The organism is Neorhizobium sp. 05N33, from assembly GCF_056397445.1.
The window spans coordinates 391,394-415,391 of record NZ_JBFTNK010000001.1 but is presented as its reverse complement, the minus strand read 5'-3'; the positions used below and the strand labels follow the sequence as shown (position 1 = coordinate 415,391).

24 protein-coding genes and 1 pseudogene are annotated in these 23,998 nt (G+C 55.6%); 14 read left to right on the top strand and 11 right to left on the bottom strand.

Features of this window, described 5'->3' with window-relative positions:
- Nucleotides 1–229: 229 nt before the first annotated feature.
- Nucleotides 230–394: pseudogene (locus AC1DLT_RS02025) on the bottom strand (IS3 family transposase); the annotation flags it as partial.
- Nucleotides 395–832: 438 nt separating this feature from the next.
- Between AC1DLT_RS02025 and AC1DLT_RS02020 the strand changes: the two are divergent.
- Nucleotides 833–1,159, top strand: a complete 327-nt coding sequence (locus tag AC1DLT_RS02020) for a hypothetical protein (RefSeq protein WP_477485734.1) — start codon at nucleotides 833–835, stop codon at nucleotides 1,157–1,159.
- On the opposite strand, the gene AC1DLT_RS02015 is transcribed toward AC1DLT_RS02020, so the two are convergent.
- The 3 genes from AC1DLT_RS02015 to AC1DLT_RS02005 all read right to left on the bottom strand — a co-directional run bounded on the left by AC1DLT_RS02015 (nucleotide 1,143) and on the right by AC1DLT_RS02005 (nucleotide 4,621).
- Entirely contained in the window at nucleotides 1,143–1,721 is a 579-nt protein-coding gene (locus AC1DLT_RS02015; protein ID WP_477485733.1) for a PIN domain-containing protein, read from the bottom strand. The two genes, AC1DLT_RS02020 and AC1DLT_RS02015, sit on opposite strands and share 17 nt — an antisense overlap.
- Nucleotides 1,711–2,157 carry a MerR family transcriptional regulator gene (locus AC1DLT_RS02010; protein WP_105426600.1) on the bottom strand — a complete coding sequence of 149 codons (447 nt, stop codon included), beginning with the start codon at nucleotides 2,155–2,157 and terminating at the stop codon, nucleotides 1,711–1,713. The genes AC1DLT_RS02015 and AC1DLT_RS02010 overlap by 11 nt, the downstream gene beginning before the upstream one ends.
- A 109-nt stretch (nucleotides 2,158–2,266) precedes the next feature.
- Nucleotides 2,267–4,621: a hypothetical protein gene (locus AC1DLT_RS02005; protein WP_477485732.1), complete on the bottom strand. Its 2,355-nt coding sequence runs from the start codon at nucleotides 4,619–4,621 to the stop codon at nucleotides 2,267–2,269.
- Between the two features lie 433 nt (nucleotides 4,622–5,054).
- Here AC1DLT_RS02005 and AC1DLT_RS02000 point away from each other — a divergent pair, with 433 nt between their 5' ends.
- From AC1DLT_RS02000 to AC1DLT_RS01965, 8 genes are all read left to right on the top strand, one after another.
- Complete coding sequence (locus tag AC1DLT_RS02000) at nucleotides 5,055–6,197, top strand: RHE_PE00001 family protein (RefSeq protein WP_477485731.1); 1,143 nt, start codon at nucleotides 5,055–5,057, stop codon at nucleotides 6,195–6,197.
- Between the two features lie 70 nt (nucleotides 6,198–6,267).
- Nucleotides 6,268–6,765 (top strand): hypothetical protein, encoded by a 498-nt coding sequence (locus AC1DLT_RS01995; protein ID WP_477485730.1) that lies wholly within the window; start codon nucleotides 6,268–6,270, stop codon nucleotides 6,763–6,765.
- A gap of 53 nt (nucleotides 6,766–6,818) precedes the next feature.
- On the top strand, nucleotides 6,819–7,241 hold the full coding sequence (locus AC1DLT_RS01990) for a hypothetical protein (protein ID WP_477485729.1): 423 nt from the start codon (nucleotides 6,819–6,821) through the stop codon (nucleotides 7,239–7,241).
- Nucleotides 7,242–7,823: 582 nt separating this feature from the next.
- A complete protein-coding gene (locus AC1DLT_RS01985) occupies nucleotides 7,824–9,425 on the top strand; it encodes an ATP-dependent nuclease (RefSeq protein ID WP_477485728.1) in 1,602 nt (533 codons plus the stop codon).
- Nucleotides 9,418–10,509, top strand: coding sequence for a UvrD-helicase domain-containing protein (locus AC1DLT_RS01980; protein WP_477485727.1), 1,092 nt, complete (start codon nucleotides 9,418–9,420; stop codon nucleotides 10,507–10,509). Before AC1DLT_RS01985 ends, AC1DLT_RS01980 begins: the two co-directional genes overlap by 8 nt.
- Before the next feature lie 427 nt (nucleotides 10,510–10,936).
- Nucleotides 10,937–12,496: a patatin-like phospholipase family protein gene (locus tag AC1DLT_RS01975; protein WP_477485726.1), complete on the top strand. Its 1,560-nt coding sequence runs from the start codon at nucleotides 10,937–10,939 to the stop codon at nucleotides 12,494–12,496.
- Between the two features lies 1 nt (nucleotide 12,497).
- Complete coding sequence (locus AC1DLT_RS01970) at nucleotides 12,498–12,692, top strand: hypothetical protein (protein WP_477485725.1); 195 nt, start codon at nucleotides 12,498–12,500, stop codon at nucleotides 12,690–12,692.
- A 3-nt stretch (nucleotides 12,693–12,695) separates the two neighbouring features.
- Nucleotides 12,696–13,070: a holo-ACP synthase gene (locus AC1DLT_RS01965; protein WP_477485724.1), complete on the top strand. Its 375-nt coding sequence runs from the start codon at nucleotides 12,696–12,698 to the stop codon at nucleotides 13,068–13,070.
- On the opposite strand, the gene AC1DLT_RS01960 is transcribed toward AC1DLT_RS01965, so the two are convergent.
- From AC1DLT_RS01960 to AC1DLT_RS01940, 5 genes are read right to left on the bottom strand one after another with little or no spacing between them, the layout of a single operon-like run.
- On the bottom strand, nucleotides 13,054–14,088 hold the full coding sequence (locus tag AC1DLT_RS01960) for a nucleotide kinase domain-containing protein (protein ID WP_477485723.1): 1,035 nt from the start codon (nucleotides 14,086–14,088) through the stop codon (nucleotides 13,054–13,056). The two genes, AC1DLT_RS01965 and AC1DLT_RS01960, sit on opposite strands and share 17 nt — an antisense overlap.
- On the bottom strand, nucleotides 14,085–14,888 hold the full coding sequence (locus tag AC1DLT_RS01955) for a thymidylate synthase (RefSeq protein WP_477485722.1): 804 nt from the start codon (nucleotides 14,886–14,888) through the stop codon (nucleotides 14,085–14,087). Before AC1DLT_RS01955 ends, AC1DLT_RS01960 begins: the two co-directional genes overlap by 4 nt.
- Entirely contained in the window at nucleotides 14,878–15,732 is an 855-nt protein-coding gene (locus AC1DLT_RS01950) for an ImmA/IrrE family metallo-endopeptidase (RefSeq protein ID WP_477485721.1), read from the bottom strand. Before AC1DLT_RS01950 ends, AC1DLT_RS01955 begins: the two co-directional genes overlap by 11 nt.
- Nucleotides 15,716–16,084 carry a helix-turn-helix domain-containing protein gene (locus AC1DLT_RS01945; RefSeq protein ID WP_113559408.1) on the bottom strand — a complete coding sequence of 123 codons (369 nt, stop codon included), beginning with the start codon at nucleotides 16,082–16,084 and terminating at the stop codon, nucleotides 15,716–15,718. Before AC1DLT_RS01945 ends, AC1DLT_RS01950 begins: the two co-directional genes overlap by 17 nt.
- A 3-nt stretch (nucleotides 16,085–16,087) precedes the next feature.
- Nucleotides 16,088–16,393 carry a hypothetical protein gene (locus AC1DLT_RS01940; protein WP_128441520.1) on the bottom strand — a complete coding sequence of 102 codons (306 nt, stop codon included), beginning with the start codon at nucleotides 16,391–16,393 and terminating at the stop codon, nucleotides 16,088–16,090.
- A gap of 139 nt (nucleotides 16,394–16,532) precedes the next feature.
- Here AC1DLT_RS01940 and AC1DLT_RS01935 point away from each other — a divergent pair, with 139 nt between their 5' ends.
- From AC1DLT_RS01935 to AC1DLT_RS01925, 3 genes are all read left to right on the top strand, one after another.
- Nucleotides 16,533–17,057 (top strand): hypothetical protein, encoded by a 525-nt coding sequence (locus tag AC1DLT_RS01935; RefSeq protein WP_477485720.1) that lies wholly within the window; start codon nucleotides 16,533–16,535, stop codon nucleotides 17,055–17,057.
- A gap of 4 nt (nucleotides 17,058–17,061) precedes the next feature.
- Nucleotides 17,062–19,215, top strand: coding sequence for a metallophosphoesterase (locus tag AC1DLT_RS01930; RefSeq protein ID WP_477485719.1), 2,154 nt, complete (start codon nucleotides 17,062–17,064; stop codon nucleotides 19,213–19,215).
- A gap of 188 nt (nucleotides 19,216–19,403) precedes the next feature.
- Entirely contained in the window at nucleotides 19,404–19,718 is a 315-nt protein-coding gene (locus tag AC1DLT_RS01925; protein WP_477485718.1) for a hypothetical protein, read from the top strand.
- 242 nt (nucleotides 19,719–19,960) lie between these two features.
- On the opposite strand, the gene AC1DLT_RS01920 is transcribed toward AC1DLT_RS01925, so the two are convergent.
- Entirely contained in the window at nucleotides 19,961–20,938 is a 978-nt protein-coding gene (locus AC1DLT_RS01920; RefSeq protein ID WP_477485717.1) for an asparaginase, read from the bottom strand.
- Between the two features lie 265 nt (nucleotides 20,939–21,203).
- Between AC1DLT_RS01920 and AC1DLT_RS01915 the strand changes: the two genes are divergently transcribed.
- Nucleotides 21,204–22,079, top strand: coding sequence for a LysR substrate-binding domain-containing protein (locus tag AC1DLT_RS01915; RefSeq protein ID WP_477485716.1), 876 nt, complete (start codon nucleotides 21,204–21,206; stop codon nucleotides 22,077–22,079).
- A 115-nt stretch (nucleotides 22,080–22,194) separates the two neighbouring features.
- Here the strand turns inward: AC1DLT_RS01915 and AC1DLT_RS01910 are convergent, their stop codons facing one another.
- Complete coding sequence (locus tag AC1DLT_RS01910) at nucleotides 22,195–22,998, bottom strand: phytanoyl-CoA dioxygenase family protein (RefSeq protein ID WP_477485715.1); 804 nt, start codon at nucleotides 22,996–22,998, stop codon at nucleotides 22,195–22,197.
- An 88-nt stretch (nucleotides 22,999–23,086) separates the two neighbouring features.
- Here AC1DLT_RS01910 and AC1DLT_RS01905 point away from each other — a divergent pair, with 88 nt between their 5' ends.
- Nucleotides 23,087–23,998, top strand: coding sequence for a LysR family transcriptional regulator (locus tag AC1DLT_RS01905; protein WP_477485714.1), 912 nt, complete (start codon nucleotides 23,087–23,089; stop codon nucleotides 23,996–23,998).

The following is a 23,998-nucleotide window of genomic DNA, read 5'->3' as shown; positions in this document are numbered from 1 at the left end:
TCTGCACTGCAGACCTTTAGCGTTAGCAGGGCGATTGTGACCGTAGTTAGCCTCCTTCGCCAATAGCAGGGCCGGCAGAGCGACCGTTGTGACGGATCGCGCGAAGCTGGCTGTTCATTCCCGATGGGATTCGCGGGCCAGCTCTTGTCGGACCCAGGTTGGATCGTTGCACGATGCCTGCCGGAGCGCTAGCGCGCCGCAACCGGTGGTTTTTTTGACCCTGATGCTATTCGAGCGCTTCTTTGAGGATTTCGCCTTCCATCCTCTTCTTGTCGAGGAGGCGCTGCTGCTCTTTCACCTGGTTCTGAAGCGCCCGATATTCGGATGCCGGGACGACCTCCACCTGCGACGTAGTGGCAGTCAGCGCACTCTGCGTTGCATGCTTGTGCCGAGCAAGTCAAATATAACCGATAATGGAAGTTTATCGTTCATTTGCTTGAGCAGACATGACGTGCGGTTTTGGCAGCAATCGGCGCAACAAACCGCTCAAGGAAAGATGATGCTCGGCATGAACCCGTGCTCCCGCTCCCTTTCACCGTCGCGGTTCTGCTCGCGGCCGTGCCGCCCCTGCCGGCCCGGGCGACCGCGCGCCCCCAGGATGGCGGCGAGGCGGATGCTGCCTTTGCCGCCGGCATTGCCCTGAAATCACTCCGCGATCTGATCCGCTCCGATCCGCATGGGCAGTATCGCACCCGACCGTGCTTTGGCGAGACGATTCGGGCCTCGTCGGCGCCGTCGCGGGGAGGGGCCGCGGCGCTGTCGGGATTCGAGGTGATGGTCCTGATGGCGGTGGGATTATTTCCAGCCCGTCACCCGCGGCGAGCTGAGCATAATGTTCGGCAAGGAGGTCAGCCGCGATATCATCGCAGCGCTCCGGGGTTCCAGCTTCATTGCTTCCGGACCGCGCAGTCCGATGCCAGGCGCACCTTACACCTATGTGACCACTCCATACTTCCCCTCCGCATTCGGAATGGAGACGCTGCGTGATCTTGCCAACGTCGAAGCGCTCGAGGATGCGGATTGCTCAGCCGGAAGGAGGTTCAGAATGAGCCGCTCTCGGCTGAGGCGGAGAGCGAGGAAGAATAAATTGTCTGCAGCGTACAGGACGTTCCAGTCGTTGTGCTCTGCGCTGGTCCATACGGTCACTTCAGCTTGGTGATATTTCGACGAAGAATGGCCGAAAATTTCTTCAACCCGCCTTGCTCAAGCGCGCCCACAAACGTTTCGATGGACGGCGCCGTCTTGCGCAGATTGTGCCGTGCACCTTTGACGCTGGAGATCAACGCATCGGGAAACGCGGCATGGAGTTCGAACAAAAAATCATCGGGTGACTGGCTGATCACACCGTAGGGGCGGAGGTTTGGTGCTGGAAAATCTTTCAGGTTCCAAGTAACGATGACGGATGCTTTCCCGGCGATGGCGGCTGCCAGAACATGCCGATCGTCGGGGTCTGGTAGCTCAAGTTCGGTGACCAGAGGGCGGTAGTTTCCCACTTGCGCTTCCGGTAGCACGGCCTTCATCCTGTCGCGTGTGGCTAATAGGCGTTCGATGGGCAACGAAGGCGTGTTAGCTGCAAGATTGCGTATCCATTCGTCATGGATATCGTCGGTCCACCGCGCCTCGACGAGGCCGTCGAAAGCACACTGGATGAGGACATTGCGCAGGTGGAATGGATAGAGGACGCAGGCATCATAGACCGCGACGGGCGGTTTAGAGGCCATGAGTCTCAACAAGATCCTCGGTGTCTTCGGCAAGCGAATCCATCGCAGCCTGCCGGCCGTCCAGCCTGAATTTTAGCGCGAGCACATCCTTGAGCAAGGCACGGCGGTGTTTGCCGACATAGCGGAATGGCAGATCGCCCCGGTCCATACGCAGGACGACGAGTGGACGCGAGATGCCTAGAACCGCCGATGCCTCGGTCGGGCTGAGCTCCTGGTCTGCGGCCAGCACAGCGACGCGTTCGCCGCGCAACATATGCGCCAGAAGCGCTTCAACTGCCGCCGCGGCCGTGGGAGGGATTTTAAGCGTCTGTTCTGTACCGCCTTCGTGACGAACATGAAGTTCCATCCTGTCGCCCGCGGCCAGCTTCGGCAAGGGCGAAGCTGCCTCGCGGTCGCGATCCGACAATCCGGCGAAATGAACGATTTGACTGGCCATGGCAAAGTCTCCTTGGCTACTAACATAATGTGCCAGGCCTGTAACTGCAATAACTGAAAACCACGGAAATGGGCGTTGGCGATGCGGTCACCGCACCGCCACCTCCACATCAGGCTGCTTCCCAAACCTGGTTGAGGATCTTTGCCGCAAGCGCCGCCTTGTCTTGCGGCAGGAAGCGCCCGTAATGCTCTTGCACCACATCCGATGTGTCCTGGATCGCGTAGCTTGCTTGCTCATAGGATCCGGTTTGCTTCAAGATGTGCGTCGCCAGGATATCCCGCAGATTATGCGGCCCGTGCGGCAGCAGGCCCTTGATGGCGCCGCGACCGGTGTAGGGGTTGTAGATGCCATAGCGCTGGATGATCGTCCTCCACGCCTCATAGAACTTTGTCGAGTCATAGGCCGCGTCGTAACTGGTTGTCTTCACCGTTTTCACGAAGAACGTGCCCGGATCCTTTGCACTGCCGAGCAGCACGCCGCGATGCCGGTCGATATAGGCCTCTAGGTATTTGTAGAGGTCGAGCAGGTCCGGCAGGATCAGCCGGAAGGGCTTTTGTCCAAAGAAGGACGAGCCGGAGTTCTTGAAGGCAACCGACGGGATCAGCACTTCCCAGCCACGCTCCCGGTCGTTCCACCGCAATTCCCCGCACTTCATGTCTTCCAACCGGCGCTCGGAGGTCGGGAAGTGTCCTCGCGGGCAGAGGCGAAGCTGGCGAAGGTTCTTCTGCCGAAGTCCCAGATGCAATCCGAGCCGAAGCATCAGGAAGGAGCGCACAGCTTCCGCAGTCGGCCGCGGATAGCGGTCTTCGTCTGGCATACGCATCAAGATCTCATCGGTGATCTTGCGATATTCCGCCAGCGGGCTTTCCGCTTCCAGGATCACCATGATCGCCTCAAATGGATCGCGATGCACGCGCATCACCCTCTGGACTTCCTTCGAACGATTGGCCGCATGGCGATGGAAAGCATCACAGGCGCCGTGCCAGTCGCGGGTGGCAAATTCGATTTCCTCTGGTGCGATGAGGCCCTCGATCGGCCTGACATTCTTCAGAAGCTCCGGATGCTGGCGGATCCAGCCCACCTCGGCACGAGTGAGGGCTTGCGCCACCATCAGCATGTCCTCCTCCCACTTGGTGAAAAAGCCGCGCCGCTGCTCACGCCATTGCAGATACCAGTCCCAGACGCCTGGAAAGATCAGCAAGCCGAAGGTCAACTGGCTGAGCGGCACACCGCGGCCTCTGACGACGCCGGCAGGTGAAGCGGCGAGCGCGCCGAACATTAGTCCGAGATGCTCCACCTTCTGCGACGCCGTTTCTTCACACCAGACGCCGTTGCGCTGGAAACCGACCGCCGTCAGCGTCGAAGTCTTGAAGCGGATCAGGTCCGCCATCTCCATCGCCAGCCGCCGCGGCGCGTCGACCACGCCGGACAGCAGGTCGGGATCCTCGAATGAAACATCCGCACTCTTACTCATGCCGCCGGCGAGAAGGGATGATCGCGGAGACAAAGATCCTCCGCCATAAGTGACGCCGGGAAAGCGGATGGCATAACGTTGCTTACTCGCCGCCGCCTGATAGCGGCGATAATCAGTTGAGCCGGAGATGATGACCCGCCGGACCCAATCGAGGATTTCCTCGCGCTTCGAGAATGACAGGCTGCCAAAGTCGTCTGGCAGGTGCCAAGCCAGCCTTCGTCGTTCAGCGGGGCTGATATCGGCGAGCTTGTGACCGTAGAGCGATCGCGACGGATGCGGCAGCTTTTCTTTGAAATATCCTTGTCGGAGTTGGTAGCGCCGCTCGATGCGGGAAAGGATTTCGAAGCTGGCAATGGATCTTGGCATTCGGCCAGCCTGGATCCAGGAGAGCAGGGTTTTGTCGTCGAATGTTTCACCGAGGCGAATGATGGCGCGGCATAGCTGCCAATAGCTGTCTCCAAACCGGCGCATATGATAGACGAGCGCGTCCTGGAAGGTTTCTGGATTGTCCGTCGCTTCAAACAGCGGCTCAGGAAACTCCTGGATCGGTTTTGGCTGCGGGCCTCGCTGAGGCGACGCAGATTGAACCGGTGTCCCGTCGCTGCCCATTCGTTGAGGCTTGCGAGTGGACGATGTCGCCGGCACCGGTGAGCGGCGAGCGGGTCGAGCCGGTTTAGTTTTCGGCTTGGATGCGGGACCTTCTTCCAAAGCCGGCGTGCCGAGCCATCGAATGATGGCGTCAAGGCCAGGACGAAGCCGCTTTTTCAGCTCGGCTGTCAGTTCTGTCTCAATTCCGCAAGCGTCTGCAACCGCTGTCCAGTCGATCCGGCCGTTTAAAAGGGGCGGGGACTTCCGGTAGATGATGAGGCTGATCAGGTAGGATCTGATATTCTCCAGCACCCGTTTCGGAGCGATTGGCGCGATGCGCACGTCGCAGAAATCCGAGATCTTTCGTTGAAAATGACGTGAGGCAATATCTTGTTTTGGCATGCTTGCATTCCATAGCTCTTGGCACCAGTGCCAAGGGCGAGCGGAAATAGGAGCTGATTTTTAACAAAGGATTATCGGGCCGCCAGCAGCATCGAGTAGGCAGGAGGACCACCCCAACATCGGTTCCGGCGAACCACTGACCTGCTTAGTATCCGATCGGCAGGCATGTCTCCGTCCCGCCCGGAAATTGACCTTGGCTAATAGTGCAGCGCCGATCCGATAAAGGCGCCTAACCGCCGGCTCAGACGTATAGAATATCCCATCATCCCGATATCGAAATATACTCGTGAGGATCAGAAATCACGATCAAGCCGTTACTTAGAGATATACCATCGATAAGAGGTACTTATCGATGGTTAGACACCCAACCCACAGTCATACCATGTGGCGAACCGCAATATTCAGATAGAGTTCGTTTAGCAAATCGTTTACTATGATTTCAATGTCTTACGATTTGTCGAAATTAGCCATCTCAAGCCTGCTGCGGCCGATTTCCGACGCCGGCACGGCCTTGGCCCGTCTCGACGAGCGCATCGCTCGCTCACCGGTCGGGCAGGGCTGGATCGAACGATCGCATTTTGCCGACGCCTGCGCCTCGCTGTGGATCGACGGCGAGCTCGTCCATCTCGAGGACCTGGTGCTGCACGACGCTGGCGCCGACATCCGCGCTCCAACCCACGAGCTGACGATCGCCCGCGACGTCTTGAGGACCCGGCGGCGGATCGCATCGCAGCCGCCGGGCTGGGCGCTCAGCACTGATGGTCTGCGCAGCCTGCGCGGGCAGGCGTGGCCTGCAGCATCACATGGCGACGACAACACCGTGGCGATCGACGCCGGCGAGCTGGACGGCAGCGCGAGCGGAGGAGGGGAGGGGGAGGACGACGATGACGGCGCCAGCGTGCTCGACGCCGAGTTTGCCGTCATCGATGCGGTGCTGGCCCGCTCCGACGCTGCCATCGAACAGGCAAAAACGCCCGGCCCGGCTCGGGCCAGGGAAAAGGATCCGCTGGTCTACGATCTCGACTGGGATGAGGACGAACGGCTCGGCGAATGGCGGGCCGTCCTGCGCGAGCTCGACGGTTTTCCACCGGTGCTGCAGGCGATTGTCGCCCTCGATGCTTGGAATAGCTTGGAAGTGCTGCAGCATGCGCCCTGGCTGGGCCGGCTGCTCGGGGCCTCTGTGCTGCGCCAGGTCGGCGTTACGACGGGAGCGCATCTGGCCACGATCAATCTTGGGCTCAAGTCCATTCCGGTCGATCGCCGCCGACACCGCGATCACGCAACCCGAATGCTGGCCATTGTCGCCGGCATCATCGCGGCGGCTGAACTTGGACTCAGGGAACACGACCGTCTGGTTTTGGCCCGACTGTCGATGGAACGCCGGCTGATCGGCCGGCGCCAGACGTCAAAGCTGCCCGAGCTGATCGACCTGGTGATGTCCCGGCCGCTGCTGTCGGCCGGCATGATCGTCAAGGCGGTCGGCGTGACGCCGCAGGCGGCGGTGCGGATCGTCGGCGAACTCGGGCTCAGGGAGATGACGGGGAGGGGGAGGTTTCGGGCGTGGGGGGTGCTGTAGTGGAAGGGTCGTCAGATAAGTGCTACACTTTCAGCCACAATGTCATAGCACCGAGAACTAGGGATTTGCCATGACACAAGATTCGTGGGGAAAAGTGGTTCCTACCCTTTCGGCGCAAATGGATGCGGCCCCGATCCAGTTCTTTTCCACGTTTTCTCGTTTCGAGTGGGCCTTTGGGCAGGAGGGAGAGACGTTCACCCTTAAGCCGCCCAGCCCTGGCATCAGCTGGGACAAGGTCGGCCAGGCGTTTGGCGGCAAGTTTTACCAACTCGTTAAAGCGGATGTGGAGGCGTCTCGCATTATCGCTGATCCTCCAAAAGCGATTGAAAACTTAGCCGGCCTCGGTCTTCGGTTTAACGCTACACCTCCGCATTGCGGCGACGCCTCAGCCGTTTTTCATGCGCTCGCGCGTATCCGCAACTACTTTTTCCATGGTTGGAAAACCGGCCTCGAGGCGGACGATCGGCAGCACATTGCCGATGGCAATGCGGTCCTCCGGATCGCCTACGAATTTTGCGACAATCACCCCCAGCTTCAAATAGTCTCGCACCACCTTATGTATATATGATCAGCGGTTTGAGAGGTCGTGTAAGCTATGATCTCTGACTTAGGAGGTGGTGCGTGACTACCATGGACAATCACTACGAAATCATGGGCCGCATTTTGGCGCACTTGATCAAGGTCGGACTTCGTCGCGTCGAATTCACAGAGGATGACGCTTATAAGATCTTGTCCAACGGCATCGAGACCGACGAGGATCTTCCCATGATTTTTGCCGACATCTTGAGGTGGATGCTTGAGGAAAACCTTATTCGCAGCGGTAGAATACACTTAATGATGGACAGCAGCTACATATTCCAGGACGTGCAGCTAACGTCGAGAGGCATAGCCGCTGTACAGGCCAAACCTACTGATCCGAGTCTTGGTGAAAGTGTCGAAGAGACCGTGGCGGACAACGATGAACTTGACGCTTCGACCTACACGAAAATCGGTTCTTTTGTCGGCGGTTTGATTGGAGGTTTCACGCAGGCCTTGTCGGGCTGAGCCCGGACCCAATACTAGTTTTTTAACTGACCTAAGACCCATCTTCCGTCCAGTTTCAGGAGAGTCTTTGGTTTTCAATCTGGCCCCATCTGGCCAGTTTTTCCATAGCCATTTTCATTGCGAATTCACCGGGCGTGATGTTGCCCAGTGAAGAGTGTGGTCTGTTTCGATTGTAATCCCCATTTCATGCTGTGATGAGCCGGGGGGGCGGCGTCAACGCAAACCTTGTGAGGAAATGGATCAACAATGCCTTGCAGGTACGTGCTCTACAGCGCCTAGGCGACGCTGGCCGAAGCCAAAAAGCGACGGTCGGAAATCGCCTGTCTGGATCGCGTTGCACGGGCCGATCTGGTGCCCTGCGGAGCCTGTCGTCGCCGCAGGGCACCAGATCGGCCCGCGCCGCGTCCCTGCTACGATGTGGCTGACCCGCAGGGTGAACCACGCTTACTATTCACACTGACTTGCCAAGTTGCGATACGAAGGATTGAATCTGCCTGAGCGTTCCCCTGGGGTGAGCCATACCGCGATTGCGTCCGAAATCGAGAAAGCGCTCTATAAAAATCGGGAATGGAGGAGGACGCGATGATTCGAAAAATCAAGATCCAGGGTTACCGAATACATAAGAATCTGTCAGTCGAGCCGAACCGGAAATTCAACCTGATTGTTGGAGCCAATGAATCTGGCAAGTCAACGCTCATGGAAGCTGTCGCGCTTGCGCTCACAGGCCGGATCAACGGCCGCAGCGTCTCCGAGGAACTAAATCCGCACTGGTTCAACACAGCCGTGGTTGAGGAGTTCATCAAGAAGCGAGTTAGCGGCGTTCCAGTCAGTTTTCCGGAGATTTTGATTGAGCTGTATTTCGAGGATGTTCCGGAGCTGCAAATCCTATGTGGTGCAGTTAACACGCATGTGCCGACGACGGCATGTCCTGGCGTGAGCATGCGGATTTCGGCGAATCCGGACTACGCGGCAGAACTGGAAGAGTGGGCCAAGGCTCCGACCTCTCTTCTCCCGGTAGAGTATTACCGTTGTGAATGGCGATCATTTGCAGACAAGGAACTGACGACACGGCCGAAGGTCCTGGCCACTGCAGTGATCAACTCGCACACCGTCCGGACCTCATCTGGTATCGACTATCACATGCGCCAAATCCTGGGCGACCAACTGGAGCCCGCGGAGCGAGCGCAGATTTCGCTCGAATACCGCCGTGTAAAGGCTTCGTTGTCCAACACTGCATTGAATGCCGTCAATACTAGAATGAGTTCCGTGCACGCGACCCTGCACAACCGGCCGATCGCGCTTGCAATGGATCAAAGCGCGAGAACTTCGTGGGAAGGTGTCGTCACCCCGCACGTGGATGACGTTCCATTCAGTATGTCTGGTCAGGGGCAGCAATCGGCAATCAAGATCTCGCTCGCGATGAACCGGCACGCCGGCCGCGCCAAGTTCGTCATGGTCGAAGAGCCCGAGAACCATTTGACGCACACCAGCCTCGTCACTCTGCTTTCCAGAATCGAGTCACTTGCGGGTGAGCAGCAACAGCTATTCATCACTACGCACAGCTCATTCGTGCTCAATCGCCTGGGACTGGATGCCCTTCTTTTGATGGGCCATGATGTCACCGCCAAGCTCTCAACGCTCGACCCGGAGACAGTCAACTACTTCAAGAAGCTTCCCGGATATGACACGCTGCGCATCGTCCTTGCGAACAAGATCGTTCTGGTCGAAGGACCGTCCGACGAGATCGTGTTCGAGCGGATTTTCCATGACCGGTACGGGAAGCGTCCGATGGCGTGCGGGATCGACGTGCTGAGTATGCGCGGCCTCTCGCTGGCTCGCGGTCTGGAACTCTGTGCTGCACTCGGCAAGCCGATAACAGCTTTACGGGACAACGATGGCATTGACCCAGATGAGCTTCGCGGGCCTGTAGACAAGTGGCTAAAGAAGGGCGTACGCGAACTTTTCATCGGTGAGGTCGCCCACGGTGAGACGCTTGAGCCGCAAGTGATTCACCACACCGGTGAAGTCTTGCTTCGGGACATTCTTAGGATCGCCGATCATGCAGACCTGCTGAAATGGATGACCAGGGAAAAGACCGAGGCAGCTCTTCGAATCAGCGCTTCAGACAAAACGATTGTTCCGCCGGCGTACATGCTGGAAGCTGTCAAGTTCGCGCATGGTTAACCATCTGACGCTGGCGGTCGCAGGCTCTCGGAAGACACAAAGCATCGTTGAACACTGCGCTTCAGTGTCGCGCGAGCGACACGTGCTGGTCTTGACCTATACGCAAGCCAATCAAGAAGAACTGATCAGCCGGCTGAAGCAGTACGCAGGTGACCACCATCATGTCGAAGTGATGGGCTGGTTCACCTTCCTCCTACGACATTTTGCCAGGCCCTTCCTGCCGTTCAAGTTCGCCGGGAAACGTGTCCTAGGCTTCAATTTCGATGGGCGTCCCCATCGCATGTCGAGCGGCATTGGTCGATTTCTGGACTCCAACGGTGCTGCATACGGATGTGAACTTGGTCGCCTCGCTCACGAGTTGGTTGCTCAGAGTAAGGGGGCGCTTCTGAAGAGGCTGGAGTGCATCTACGACGAAATCCTGATCGATGAGGTTCAGGATCTCAGCGCTCACGATTGGGAAATCATCGACGTGCTGCTGGATTCTTCGGTCGACATTCGCATGGTCGGCGACATCCGTCAGTCGGTGCTCGCGACAAATCCGCGTAGTTCCAAGAATGCAAAATACTCGTACGCGGGGTCGGTCAAGTGGGCGCGTGAGCGTCAGGCTAAAGGGCTGCTTGAAATCGTGGAGAGCGTGACGACTTGGCGGTGCCATCCCGTCGTTGCGAAATTCTCTGACCGCATCTTCGACCCGTCTTGGAAGTTCCCCGAGACGCAGTCTGAGAACAGAACAGTTACGGATCACGATGGCGTGTTTCTGGTATCGACAAAGCACGTCACCGAATACGTTCGTCACTTCCAGCCTCAGTGCTTGCGACACAGCGTCAATTCAGGCAAGGCCTTCGATCTTGACTACCTCAATTTCAAAGTGTCAAAGGGCATGACGTATGAACGCGTCCTGATAGTCCCGACCGCGCCCATCGCCAAGTTCATCGCATCTGGCGCCTATCTAGAGGCAAATTCCGCTTCGAGCTTCTACGTCGCAGTTACGAGAGCGGAGCAGAGCGTTGCGATTGTTCTGGATAAGGCAGGCTCGTCTTCGTTGCCTTTCTGGAATCCAACGGCGGCGAGACAGGAGGTATAGGCCCTAGCCGGGTTCTGCAGGTGGTTTGTCCGGAAGGGTGGTCAGGTTGAAAGTCCTGGGGCCACCAACGCCGATGGTCGGTAGAGTAGGGCCATGATCGCGGGGCCAGCATGCGCGTTCGCCGATCCACGTGGGGTTACCGGACCTGGAAACAGCAACGTCTGGATATGAGAAGGGGCCACTTGATCTTGTTGTTCGTTTCCGTGTGTGTTTGATCCATTTTTCCGTTCGCAGTGGTCCACTTACGCCGGATAAAATTGTTGTTGCACAATTCACTACACCGGATCTGGTGGCTAACGCGAAATGGCAAAACGGGTTAAAGCCGGCTGGAAATCAACACTTGATCTTCATAGTTCCGCTTTCCACTTCTGTTTGGTAAGAACGATCAACGTCATAAACGAGCAGTGGAAAGCGTTTGACACATCGAATGTTTGTGGCGTTTGCCGGGGGCGGTGCGAAGGCCTTGATTCATCTTGGCGCTCTCAGAGCGCTGGAAGCAAAGGGTGTTGATTTCAGGGGGCTCTCTGGCACATCCGCTGGAGCTCTGGTTGCAACACTAAAGGCCTCGGGGTTCTCTGCAGATGAGCTTCTGAACCCGCTCGACAAATGTTCCGTCATCTCCCGGCTTGGTGAGATCAGGCCCTCCATCAAACAGGCAAAGCATCTGTTCGGTAGATGGGGATGGTGGAAAGTCTGGCTTTTTCGCACTGCGATGCCGATGTTGCCGACGATTTTATGCGTCTCGCTGGTCGGCGTTGCGCTCACTCTAATCTTGGTCGGCGCGCTCCTGGCATGGGGCAGAATATATCTCGCCGCAGCTATTTTCGCTGCATTGATAATTTTTCTCTGTTGCGTTGTAACCTCGCTCTTATCAGGACTTGCCAGATCGCGGGAGTTTTCTGAAGCCCTTGGCATCCTTCTCCAGCAGCGGATGTTCCCATCGGAACCGGGACGCGTCGTTCGAATGGGCGACTTTGGCCGCGACGGTCGGCCGATCCTCAAGATCGTAAGCGCCAATCTGACGACCGGGAAGATGGAGCTTTTTTCTCCTGAGCGAACGCCGAATGTCCCGGTAGCGGATGCGGTCGCTGCCTCCATCTCCCTTCCGATCATATTCGAACCGCTGATCATTGAAGAAAACTTGCATATGGATGGAGGGATTGTCTCAAACCTTCCTGCCTGGTCGTTTGATGAAGAGCGTGAACTTGATCCGGATGCCATCACCCTCGCCGTCGAGATTCAGACAGCCACGGAACGGCGCATCCTTAATCGGCTAAATTGGCTGGGTGCTTTCATTCAAACCGGATTGTTCGGCTCTTCCGAACTTAACCTCCGTGCTGCCGGCCAAGCTGAACGGCTTGAACTTTCAACAAGCCTGAATCTTCTCGAGTTCGACCTGTCCGTTGACAGGGCCATTAAAGAGGTTCTGGACGCGGAAACGGCGGCTACGGCGAAGTTGGACAAATGGCTCTTTCAAACACCCGAGACCTACGCTGAAGCTTGCCGTTTTACCAAAGGGCTTGTCGACGACGTCATCGAAGCGGCGCTTGACCAGCGCAACCCCAAAGTCCGCGTTGCTATTGCAATCCCGGACGTAGGACATACGAGATCTTTGCGGCTTCGGTATTCAACAGGATATGAAGGTCATCATGATGGGCGGATGTTGATCCCAATCGATGGAACAGTGGCAGGGCAAGCCTGGAAGACTGGCGATAGCTGGTTCGAACTCGCGCCACTGTCTCCGGAGTTCAGTTTAACGGCTCCGGAACATCGCTTGCGTCGCAAGGCCCTTCGAAGTGATTTGAAATGGGTCCTGTGCATACCCATTTCAATTGGTGATGGGCCTGTCCGCTTCGTGGTGCAAATAGATGGTGGACGGGATTTGCCGGAAGACGAAACTGTTGGTACGATGATCACGAGCATCGAAACCGATGTGAAAGAGTTTTTTGGTATGCTTGCAGACCGGTTCAAAGAGATGGAGGAATGAAATGGCTTGGAAAAGTGCAAGTTTTTCGCCTCGCAGCGGCCCACCGAAATCCGGCGAAAAGGTTTCGACTGCGATTGAGAAACATCGCCCTGCGATGGAAGTGATTTTGCAGAAGGCTCAGAGGGCTTCGGAGGAGCGGCGCGAAGCCATAGATAAGATCAAAGATCCGGAATTGCGCAAGAGTGCGGCGCGTTAGAGCGTGCTTCTTATTGGTATCGGTCTTGACCTCGTAGAAATCCCGCAGTTCCGCGCGCTTTATGCCTTAGACGATCTCGTCGTGCTGGGCCGAGTATTTAGCCCCTTTGAGCTCGGCGAAGCGGCGAACAGCACCAGCCAAATCGACCGCCTGGCCGGTCGATTTGCTGCCAAAGAAGCTGTCCTAAAAGTGCTTGGTGGTCTACAGCAGGGCACTGCAATGACGGAGATCGAAATTCGCGCGTCAGCCGGTCAGCCCACCATTCATCTTTCTGGCCAAGCCGCTCTCCGGGCTAAGGAGATGCAGATCAAGTCCTGGCTTCTGAGTATTACGCATACGCAGAACGCTGCAGCCGCAGTCGTCATTGCGTCAGGTTGACACCTGTCGGCACGGTAAGATTCCATTTGGGCGGGAAGAACGGTCGCGGCGCGTCGCCGTGCTCGCGAAAACCCTGTTTGATGCGGGTGCGGCCCGCTCGCCCAGGGATGTCAGGATGCGACACCCGTGAATATTTGCTGATTTCGCAAAACAAGTTCTGGCAGTCGATAAGCTGTAGGCGGCGGCCGAATAAAGATTTGAAGTTCAGACCTAAACGCTCGAACTCTAGTTCCTGGCGGTCAGTCATGAACTCAATAATGTCGGCAGGCTGCAGATTGTCGGCGTTTACGAAGCATTTTGAAATACCGTCGAGAGCTCCGGGGCCGGCGACGACAAAGTCACTTTCTTCATGATGGATCAGCGACGAGTAGTTGAGATCGATCGTCAGCTGATAGCCGAGGAACGGACCTATCGACGGAAAGGCGGTCAAAATTTCATAGACCTGCTTCAGGCTTTGCGTTTCCTGAATGCGTTCATAAACCCGCTCCCGCATCATGAGTTCAAGAAGAGCCAGATGTCCGCGGTGCTTCACCCCGTCAGGCGGCCCCAATTTTACAGGAGGCATGATGTAGGCCGCAGAGTAAATTCGGCCTCCATTCTGCTGGGCTTTGGAGAGGACCTTATCGATCGCAGCAGGGTTGAACGCGTTCCATGTGAGCGCGCCCAATTGCTCGGTCAGGACCTCCCAGGTCTCGATTTTATTGAAAATCTTGAACAGGATCGTGCGAAAGAAAATCTCGTCGGGATTTTGATCGAGGTTTGGGTCGTAAATCACTGAGCGTATCAGGTATTGGCTGACACGATCAGCGGCTCGATAGGCGTTGGTGAATCGAAACTGCTTCAGGATTGGATCGTCGGTCCAAGGACCGAGCCGCCTCTCAATTCTTCGGAAATAGATTTCCTGCCGCTCCGCAGCAAATTGCCAATAGGCGTCGAAAACCGGCGTAACCTCAAGGCTCGAAAACCGGTTCGAGCCTATTGTAAATGGTTGCGACGCAAGCTTTCGTTCAGCAGTCACGCTGGAACCGGGGCGTTCTGCAGTTCCGCCTTGATAACGGCCATCATAGCAAGAAAATCTGGGTCCGTTTTTTTCAGATCGTCCGCTTGAGCGACGCCTACAAATACGTTGAGCCGTTCCATCTTCAATCCCATCTCATGCGCCATGAAACGACCAAGTCGGCTAAGGCCAAGGTAGTTCCCGTATCCCTTTCGGATGATCTGCTGCGTCGCATAGAAGGCGTTGACTATCAAGCCGTTCGTTTCTGAGAACGTGAAACTGACCTGCTGGAGGCATGGGAATTCTTGAAGCGATGTCCTGCTGACATCACGGTGTGGATCGAAAGTTGTCGCCTGCCATCTGGATCTGCGGCCGCTTGGGCGACGTTCGTATTCGGCAAGGATCCACTCCAACTGATTGAAACCCTTGCCCCCTCCCTCAAAATCTATCAGGCGCTGGAAGTAGGAGCCTTTCTTGTTGTTTTGCGGGTTTAATTTTTGGATGCGTTGAAATGCCTCTCGGTACATTTCGAAGAACTCTGCGCGGTTGCCTTGCGCGAGCAAATAATATCGTTCTGGAAAGATCGTGAATGCGACATTTTCACAACCCCGTTTGCCTGTGATTTCCAACCAATGATCGAGAGATGCTCGAATATTCTGGTTCTCCACGGGGTATCCCTCGTCATCAAAACCCGTGATCGAGAGTGTGAGTGGCGAGATCTCTGTGCAACCCGGTGATGTCAGCTCAGAGAGAACATGTCCCCAAGCGATCGAAAGGCCGCTTGCCTCGATCAAGCGTGGTGATCCGGATTTAGTCATCATCTTCCTCCTCAACGTGTCGGTGTTTCATCAAGCCTTCGTATTCAGTAGGGCCGATACGCACAGTCATTTGACGCAGGCCGGTCCGAACCTTCAATTTGGTGCGCGTTGTCGCTTTATAGATGGCAAAATCCCCGCCATCTTGCAGATAGTCCAAACCGTCGCCCTTGATCTCGCTGAGCTTGGGAAGTGCAATTCCATTGCCGATATCGAGGTCGACCGTGGAGGTCAGGGAGTGTCCGTCGAAGACCGGCAGAGCTGTCAGTGTGTCGTCGGCGATAAGAGAGCGCCGTATTTGCTGAGGTTTCGTCTTCAGTAAAGCGGCCCGTTGCTCCACACCTATGTGGTGAAGCACATAGGTCAAATGAGAGATTAGGGTCCCATACCCGACGCCGAACTCGCTTGCTACCGTTGCTATTTGCAGGGGTGATGGGGCCGAAATGTCCCATTTGCGGGAAGCGAAAGCCCTCCGGATACCGATCGATGGCATCAACAAGAACGACGAAAACGCATCAGCCAAGATTTCCTCCGGCTTATCAGACGACTTGCGGTCGTCCTCTTTAAGCTCATCAATCGTCGATCCATGCCCGAACCAATGATGTCCGAGCTCGTGTCCACACGTGAAGGCGCGTCTTGGAACCGGCCGCAGCGACGATAAAAACGTAATCGCGGGAGGGCCTTTCTTGTAGAGCCCTTCCATACTAACCTTGAGAAAACGCACTCGCAAACCGAGCCGATCCGCAACCGTATAAACGTCGATCGGATCGATATCGTCTACGCCTGCTTGATCACGGGCGTCGGCTGCCGCTTGGGATGCCTGTAGGATGAGATTACGCTTTGCCGTCATCAGAATTGTCATCCTTATCGTCCCCCTGGATGACCGCAAGCGCGCGCATCAAACTGTTCAACGCATCTGGGCTCAGTTTGCTCAGTTCTCTGGCGGCAAGCTGAAGCTTCGGGTCTGAGGGGTTCATCTGATCCGGGCCTTCTCCCATCAGATAATTGATTGAAACCTCGTAGATTTCCGCGAACTGGGCGAGCTCGGTCGCTGACACTTTCCGATTACCGTTTTCGATCTCACTGATCGTCGGCCTATGCATCTCCAGCATCTTCGCAGCCTGCCCCTGGCTCAGGCCTGACAGTTGCCGGGCCTCCTTAATCCGGTCCGCAATTCTTTTTTGTCTATCTTTTTCGCTCATGTACTACTCCGCCGCGACCGTAATCGGGGGCTTGCTTTGCTTCTTCGCGAGGACCAGGTCAACGCTTTCGTCGATAGTTAGGAGGGTTTTTCCGTCCAACGTTCCGAAGATATGGACATCATTGGGGATGATGATGTCGAGCTTCTTCGCAAGCCAACCAGTCGCGACCGGCCAAACTGTACTGTCGAAGCTCTCCAGCACTTTTCCAGGAACATCGGAGCCCTTGAGAGCAGGACTTGGGCATCCACTCAGCGACTGTACGCGATCGAGCACTTGCAGCAGGGCATTCTTGACTTCGTCTTTGGTCATTGGTACGAACTCCTTACCGACTCGTAAGATAATCCTACACAACCGGATTTGCAAGGGGCGCGAAAATTCTTCTTGAAATAGCGACGGCGCTCAAGTCTATCTTCAGCGAAGCAGCCACAGAAATAACCGGAGGAAGCAAATGAGCTTGAATGCAATGAAGCCGGAAACTTTACTTCGGTGGCAGCAGCAGCAATTTCAACATGACAGACGCAACCATACCGACATTATTTGTCTGTCGCGCATAGATCGGCTCAAGCATTATGGTTTGCATTACGCCAAATATGCCGGCCGCGTCGCTTTGCATCCAAATGATTTATCGGTTTTGAGCCGGACGCTTGTGGACGCTCTTTTGGTGATGCTCAGCGCTGCGAACGTTCTTTCTCAGCGGTTGGATCGTGATTTCCAGGTGAGAGCCGATGCCAAGTTCGTCTACGGACTTCTGGAGGATATTGCGGACGCTTCAGGTAGGTTTTGCGATGCATGTGAAAAAATTGACCACTTCGAAGAATTCCTTCCGATTGCAAAACAAGCCAATCTCGACATGCTCCAGTGGATTTTCGTTCTCGCTGCTGAGCACAAATTCGATCTAGAAGCACTAGTCCTGGCTCGCCGGCAACAGCTTACTGAGCGCCAGTTTCTCATCCCAGCCGATCAGCAGGGTTGAACGAATGGCGAGCGAAGCACGATTTCTGGTCCTCACCGATTTACACCTGGCAGGCATACTGAAGCGCGACGAAATCAAGTCGCCTTCAATTCCCAAGATCGAAAACCCGAGCCGGATTGCGGCCACGGGAGAATTGCTGAGTTCAATCGCCGACTATCTTCGGCGTAGACATCTCACACTCGAGGCTGTGATCTTTGCCGGAGACGCGCAAGACAAGGGGTCGAAAGGCAGCCACGACGCGGCATACCAATCAATTGTTGACGCCTTTCAAGAATTCGGAATCGACGCCGCCAAGATAGTTTCCACGCCAGGAAACCACGATGTTTTGAAGGGATCGCCGCCGGGCTCGGAAGAACGTTACGCAGATTTTGCTTCCGTGTGGCGCGACAAGGGATGCATCGTTCCATGGATCGATGGCCTCGATCCCCAAAAGCCTTCAGATACGGTTCGACATCGCCTCGTGGCGGATGACGCTCAATGGGCCATATACCCCTTGAATACGAGCAATTGGTCGCAGGTTCGCGCAAATATTCCCAAAGATCTGACAACTGTCTGGGATGAATTGCCGAAGAAAATGGCGCAGGGCAACGGAATCCTTGAGGAACAAGTGAAAGCGGCACTTGGGCGCCTTCTTGACTACGACATGGCGAATATCTCGAATGACCAATTGAAGGTATTTCGCCAGACTGTCGATGATACACCGCAACCGACAGCGGGCTCGCAGGTGAGGCTGGCCGTCATGCATCACCATCTTAGATCGCCAAGTTTTCGGGTGGAGTACAAACCTTTCGAGGGCATCACCAATCTCGAACAGTTGCGCTCCGTCTTAAAAGAAACGAATGTTGCTGCGGCGATTCATGGGCACAAGCACGAGCATAACTTTCGCTACGAATACGTTCAGTCCACCGATCCCGATTCTCCGCATCGCATCGCCGTCGTGTCTGCGGGTACTTTTCAAGATGGAGCAGATCATGACGCGGCGCTGTTGCTGACTCTAAAAGGCCTCCCCTATACGCCGGAGATCTCGGTCGAACGAATTGACCTCCCCCGCACGGCGCTCGATTTAACAGTGTCGGAGCCTGTATCTCTTATGCTTGTCGGTCTGCGGAATGTGGAAGGCGCGCCGGTTATTGTACAAGGATCTAATCTCGACGAGCTCTACGCGCGCGCCGTTCAGAAAGCAAAATCCCACATCGGCGAAACCCTTATCGTGCACTACGACCCGTCGGATACGAGGAAGGGCTCGCTCAAACTACCGTCTCAGTACCCCCGCTCAAACGGTGTGACAGACGAGGAAATGCAGAACTGGCTTGAGGACCTTGTTCAGTGGTGGCAGCTAGAACGTTCTAGTCGGGACAATGACTTCCCATATCCACACGGATCGCGCCTCAGGCTATTCGGCGGAAAGCTAAATCAAATTGACCGGATCGTGAGGCTCTTGGAAAAAGAACCATCTTCTCGAGCGCTCGCTGTACTCGTCGATCCTCTGCGAGATTTCGATCGAAATGGTGAAGACGAGGCATTTCCTTCCTTTACTATGATGCAGGTTCGGAAGCGTGAAACTTTACGCCATACATTTTCAATCGATGTGATTGGATTTTACCGTGCGCAAGAGTTTTCGCAGTGGTGGCCGGTCAACATGGCAGAGCTTCGATTACTGCAAAGCGAGTTAGCAGATCACCTTAAGGCTAACCTTGGCACCATCACCACGGTAACCACGGACGCCAGATTCAAGCCGCAGGGTCCGGGTCAGGTAGCAGTCCCCGTATTCGATCGTTGGGTGGATCAGAGTCCAGAAAAGCTTTTTATGCTAGCTCTCACCCTGTCTGGCGATACCAGAGGCGAGCCGTTCCAAGAGGTATTACTGAGAGAATGGGTAAGGTCGCTCAACGATATCAAAGAGGCGTCTTCCGCCGCGGACATTGATGGTCTGCTGATCCCGGCCGAAGGGTTGAAAACTCTCGTCACCTATCTTTCGATGATCGATAGACAAGGTGAAAAATCCCCGTTGGTTCAGCAACTTCGTAGTCTGGTAACGGCCAATCAGACATACCAGCAATCGCGCAAACTGGCAGCCCATCGTGAGGCACGGTCGGGTAGCATTGCAACGATTGTGCCTTCGATCATAGCATTGACTCCCGTCAACAGAAATGGATGAAGACCAGAGCAGACTCGGGAAATCTGCACAGCGGGGATAAGTGGAATTTATGCCTGACTTCGGCTTAGGTTCCGGGAACAGGAGATCCATGATCATTCCTGATCTCACTGAAGTGGCTGAATTTGGATGGCTTCCCGGAGGCGATTTGCTGAGCAAACTCGGCGAGCAGGCCTGGTTCGGATACGGCTATGAGCTTGCTCTGCTGGCGAGGCCATGCGGTGCAAAGGCCCTTCGAGCTGTCAGGTAATTTTGTCGGTCTTACCGACCGACACGAAGAGTTCAGGTTGCCGACCGGCCGGCGCGATGAATTTGCTAATTGCGGGACGCGGGATCCGCCAAATCTGGTTGTCGCCCCGCGTGAGATGTTCGTGTTCAACTTCCTTATCGATACGTTGAAGGTCAAGGCACGGATTTTCCTTGATTTATGCCTGGCGAACTACCGGTCGAAGGTTCGAATTGGTTCAAGGCGCGCAACACTCTTTACGGCAATTCGTCGGCTTTGACCAATAACCTGTATGAATAGCATGCCCAGATCTCGCTATTGGACAGCCTGTATCCCGTCCTTCATATTGCGCCAGCCAGTAAAGGGCATAGGTCCGCGCGGTTGCCTCTGAGACCGCGCGTTTTTGGCCCGGCTGCGTCTTCGCAGCCGGGCTTTTTGCTAAGTCACATCATCAAGGGAGAAGATTAGCGGTCTCAACTACTCCACTGCGTTGCTGCCTTCACCAGATCCGCAAACAAAGCGCTAAAAGCGTAGGAACAAACGTTCAATGTTATCGCGGCTGTCACCACGCGCGAGGCACAGCGCGAGCAAGATCCGCGCCTTTTGAGGGCCGATATCGCCGCCAGCGATGATTTCAAGCTGTCTGTGCTGGGCACTATCCACCACTAATCCGGAACCAGTTCTCGACGATTGAACTACGATCAACCCGGCTTGTATCAAATCCCGGAGGGCAGCCGTTTCAGCGGGCGTGCCCATTCCCGGGCCGAATCCCGCAGAAACAATGCCCTTTGAGCCGGCCGCCGCGAACGCGCGAGCTGCGGTTCCGTCAGCCCCGATGTGACTGTAAGTAATATCCACTCTTGGGAGCAATCGAAGAAGCGAATGGGGGAAGACAGGTTGCGAGCCATTATCGATCCGCGACATCCGCACAATCGGACCATCCACATACCCAACCGGTCCTGCCCAAGGAGACTGAAACGCGCCAAGTCGCAAAGTATGGGTTTTCGTTACTGCTCGAGGGGAGTGAATTTCATCATTTATAACGACCAAAACGCCGGTGACACCAGGGGTTGACGCAACGCGAACTGCCGCCGCTAGATTGGCGTGAGCGTCGGTCGATATGCCAGTTAGTGGCCGCATGGATCCCGTCAAGATCACCGGCTTTTTCGGTTCAAGTACCAGGGAAAGAGCCCAGGCTGTTTCTTCAAGGCTCGCAGTCCCATGGCCGATCACGATACCCGCCAGATCAGGGTCGTCCATGAGTTCACAACAGATTTCCGCGAGTTCGGCCCAATCCTCATTGGTCAAAGCTGTGCTATCAACTTCCCGAAAGTTGATCGGAATGATCTCGGCTATCTTGCCTTGAATGCCGGCATCTTCAATCAAGGAAGCTGCATCGACCCTTTCGTTGCCGGCGTTATAATCCAGGAGATCGAATTGATCTTTGCCCAGCGATGCGATCGTTCCGCCGGTTCCAATGAAAGCGACCTTTGAGAGCATGAGTGTTCCAATCTGGCGGATGCGGTCTTTGTCTGGCTAATCGTTTTCCGACAAAGATTTGAAAGGATAGTAGAGGTAGGATTGCTTGAGCGCGGTGGACGGGATAGCTCAGCCTATAAGCTGCGGCAAGCCGGTTGCATAGATCTTGCAACGAGTGGAAAGATAGTAGTCCAATCCGCACAGACCTGTTGCTTCGACCTCCGGCGCAGATGACTTTGGTGGCGTTTCGGACCCGAACTCAATTACGAACTTTTGGAAGAATGCGATGAACTTGCGGCAGGTGGAGATCTTTCGAGTTGTGATGACGAACGGGACTACGGCCCGTGCGGCCGAAGTCTTGCATGTGTCTCAGCCGGCGGTCAGCAAGATGATCAAGGATCTTGAACGATCTCTCGGCTTCGACCTGTTCAGCCGAATAAAGGGAAGGCTTCATCCCACACCAGAAGGTCAACTTTTTTACCGGGAGGTGGAACATGCCTATCTAGGCTTGACCCACCTTCGAGGAGCTGCAGCGCGTATTCGCGATTTTGGATCCGGTGAGTTAAGGATCGCTTGTCTTTCGGCTCTGTCCACAAATGTTCTACCCAAGGCTTTGAGTGCGTTCATGTCTCGCAACCCGAATGTCGCCATCACATTTCAGGCTCGTATGTCCTCGACGGTTCGTGATCTTGTCGCATCCGGTCAATTCGATCTTGGTATCGTTGCCGATGAAATCGACCAGACGGGGGTTACGGTTGCTGAGTTTTCACAGTTTCGAGTTGCCGTTGGGGTGCCAGACGGCCATCCGCTCGCGAAACTGAAAATGATACGCCCACAGGATCTCAATGGCGTCCCGTTTATCGCTCTCGCGCCTGAGGATACCACCCGAGAAGAAGCTGAAGCCGTTTTCGAAAGGCTCGGCGTAAAGGTAAGAGTGGTGATGGAGACACCGTACTCGACAACGATCTGCGCCATGGTTGCGGCAGGCATCGGCGTCGGACTTGTCGATCCACTGACGGCCGAACCCTACATCGGTCGAGGTCTAACCCTTATTCCGTTTGAGACGGGGTTGTATTTCCGCACGCTTCTGATCACCCCGCCGAACCGGATTGCCTCGCGACACCTTGAAGAGTTCATCAATGATCTGAAGCAGGCGATTTAGCCATACGGGCCGACAAGCAATCGGGTCAGCGGCGGCACAAAGGTTGCGCCGACACTTTTTTCCAGGTCGTCAAGCGAACCTCGACTATCGGTAAAGGTTCGCTCGCCTCTTTTTCCTAGCCAGGGCGGCGCCAGAGGACCGGGAACCAATCTTCCCTGAGCCGGTCGCCCGTTTTCATGTCGTGTCCTGGAAATGGTGGCGAGGTGCGACCCGGGCGTTCAACATAGCGGACGTCGTCACCTGTTAGCCTGAGCGAAAATGCGCGACGTCTCGTCGAGCTTTGATTGCCGCGCGCACCATGCAGGACGTAGAAGTTGAACGCGACTGCGTCGCCTGGCTCCATTTCCCACTCCCGTACGGGCATTCCTTCCGCATCCGGGTCTGGCACCGGCATGTAGAGATCATCATCGGCATAAAAATTCTCCTCCGACAACCATCGTGTCGGGAGGACCGGTTTATCCCAGAGGTGAGAACCAGCGACGCAGCGCAATGAAGCCTCACGGACATGGTCGAGCGGTGACCAGAAACTGATCGTTTGTTTTCCTTCGACGAAGTAGTAAGGGCCGTCCTGGTGCCAGGGTGTAGGCTTTGAGGTGCCGGGTTCCTTTACGAGTACGTGGTCGTGAAAGAGCTGTACCGTGTCCGAAGACATAAGGTCAGCCGCCACCTCCGCCGCTGGTGAGTGGTGGATGACCTCACCGAATTCGTCGATCCGCTGCCAATTACAGTAGTCGTCGAAGAACCGACCGCTGTCTCCCGCCTTCAGGTTTTCCGAGGCGTAGGAACCAGGCTGAGCCATGTTGACCTCAATCCCTCGTCGAAGGGTCTCAACATAATCCTTGAATAACCCCTTGATCAGTACGACGCCGTCATTTTGGAACGTCGTAATGTGGTCCTGGGTAATAAGTGGATGTGTCATTTGAGTTTTGCCTCCTTGCTCCGGCTTGCACGGTGGAGGATTGATAAGTTAATTTCTAATAATATCTTTGGAAGAGAGTTATAAGCCCATGTTGCATGTCTCGCTTCGCCAGTTGGAATACATCGTTGCAGTTGGCAAAGCAGGCAGCTTGTCGGCGGCGGCCAGACAAATGAGCGTGTCGCAGCCAGCCATATCAGTGGCTATAACGCAGGTGGAGGCCCGCCTCGAGACGCTTCTGTTCATCCGGCGCAAGGGCGTTCCCATCACGCCGACTGCCTTTGGAAGAATTTTCCTCAAAGACGCGGAAACGCTTCTTACGGACGCTGAACAGTTGGAGAAACCTGGCGGCCTGTCCCAGCGACGCCAACCCCGGATAACGTTAGGTATTCTTGAGGAACTGGCACCGACATGGCTGTCACCTGTTCTAGTGAGGCTGAAGGCAGGATACCCTGACACGGAGTTCTCCGCCGTAGCCCTGTCGTTCGAGGCGCTCACCGGCGCGATGTTGTCAGGACAGATCGATCTCGGACTGACCTATGATCTTGGGCTCGATGGCAGCTTCAATCGGGACATTCTCTATCGCATAGCTCCTCGGATATGGACCGCTCCGGACACCGAAATAGCAGCTCGCAGCGAAATCACGCTCGCGGAAATTGCTGATCTCCCACTCATACTATCAGACCAAGGCCTGTCCATTCGTCACATCCTGGGCCTGTTTCAAACCATTGGCTTTAACCCGGTTGTAAAACACCGCGCGGCATCGATCGAATTGCTTCGCAGTTTGTCTGCAAATGGAGAGGGCTACGGCATAAGCTATACAAATCCTCCAGGCACAATGACATACGACGGTCTACGGGTTGCCCGGGTACGGATCAGCGATGCGCATGCTATCGAGCCTATTGTTCTCGTCTCGATTGGTTCGCAGCCCGAGCCCATAGGCCAGGTCCGCGCGTCTATCGCTGAATTCGTCGCTTATCGCCTTCCCGTCTCGGACGCCTAA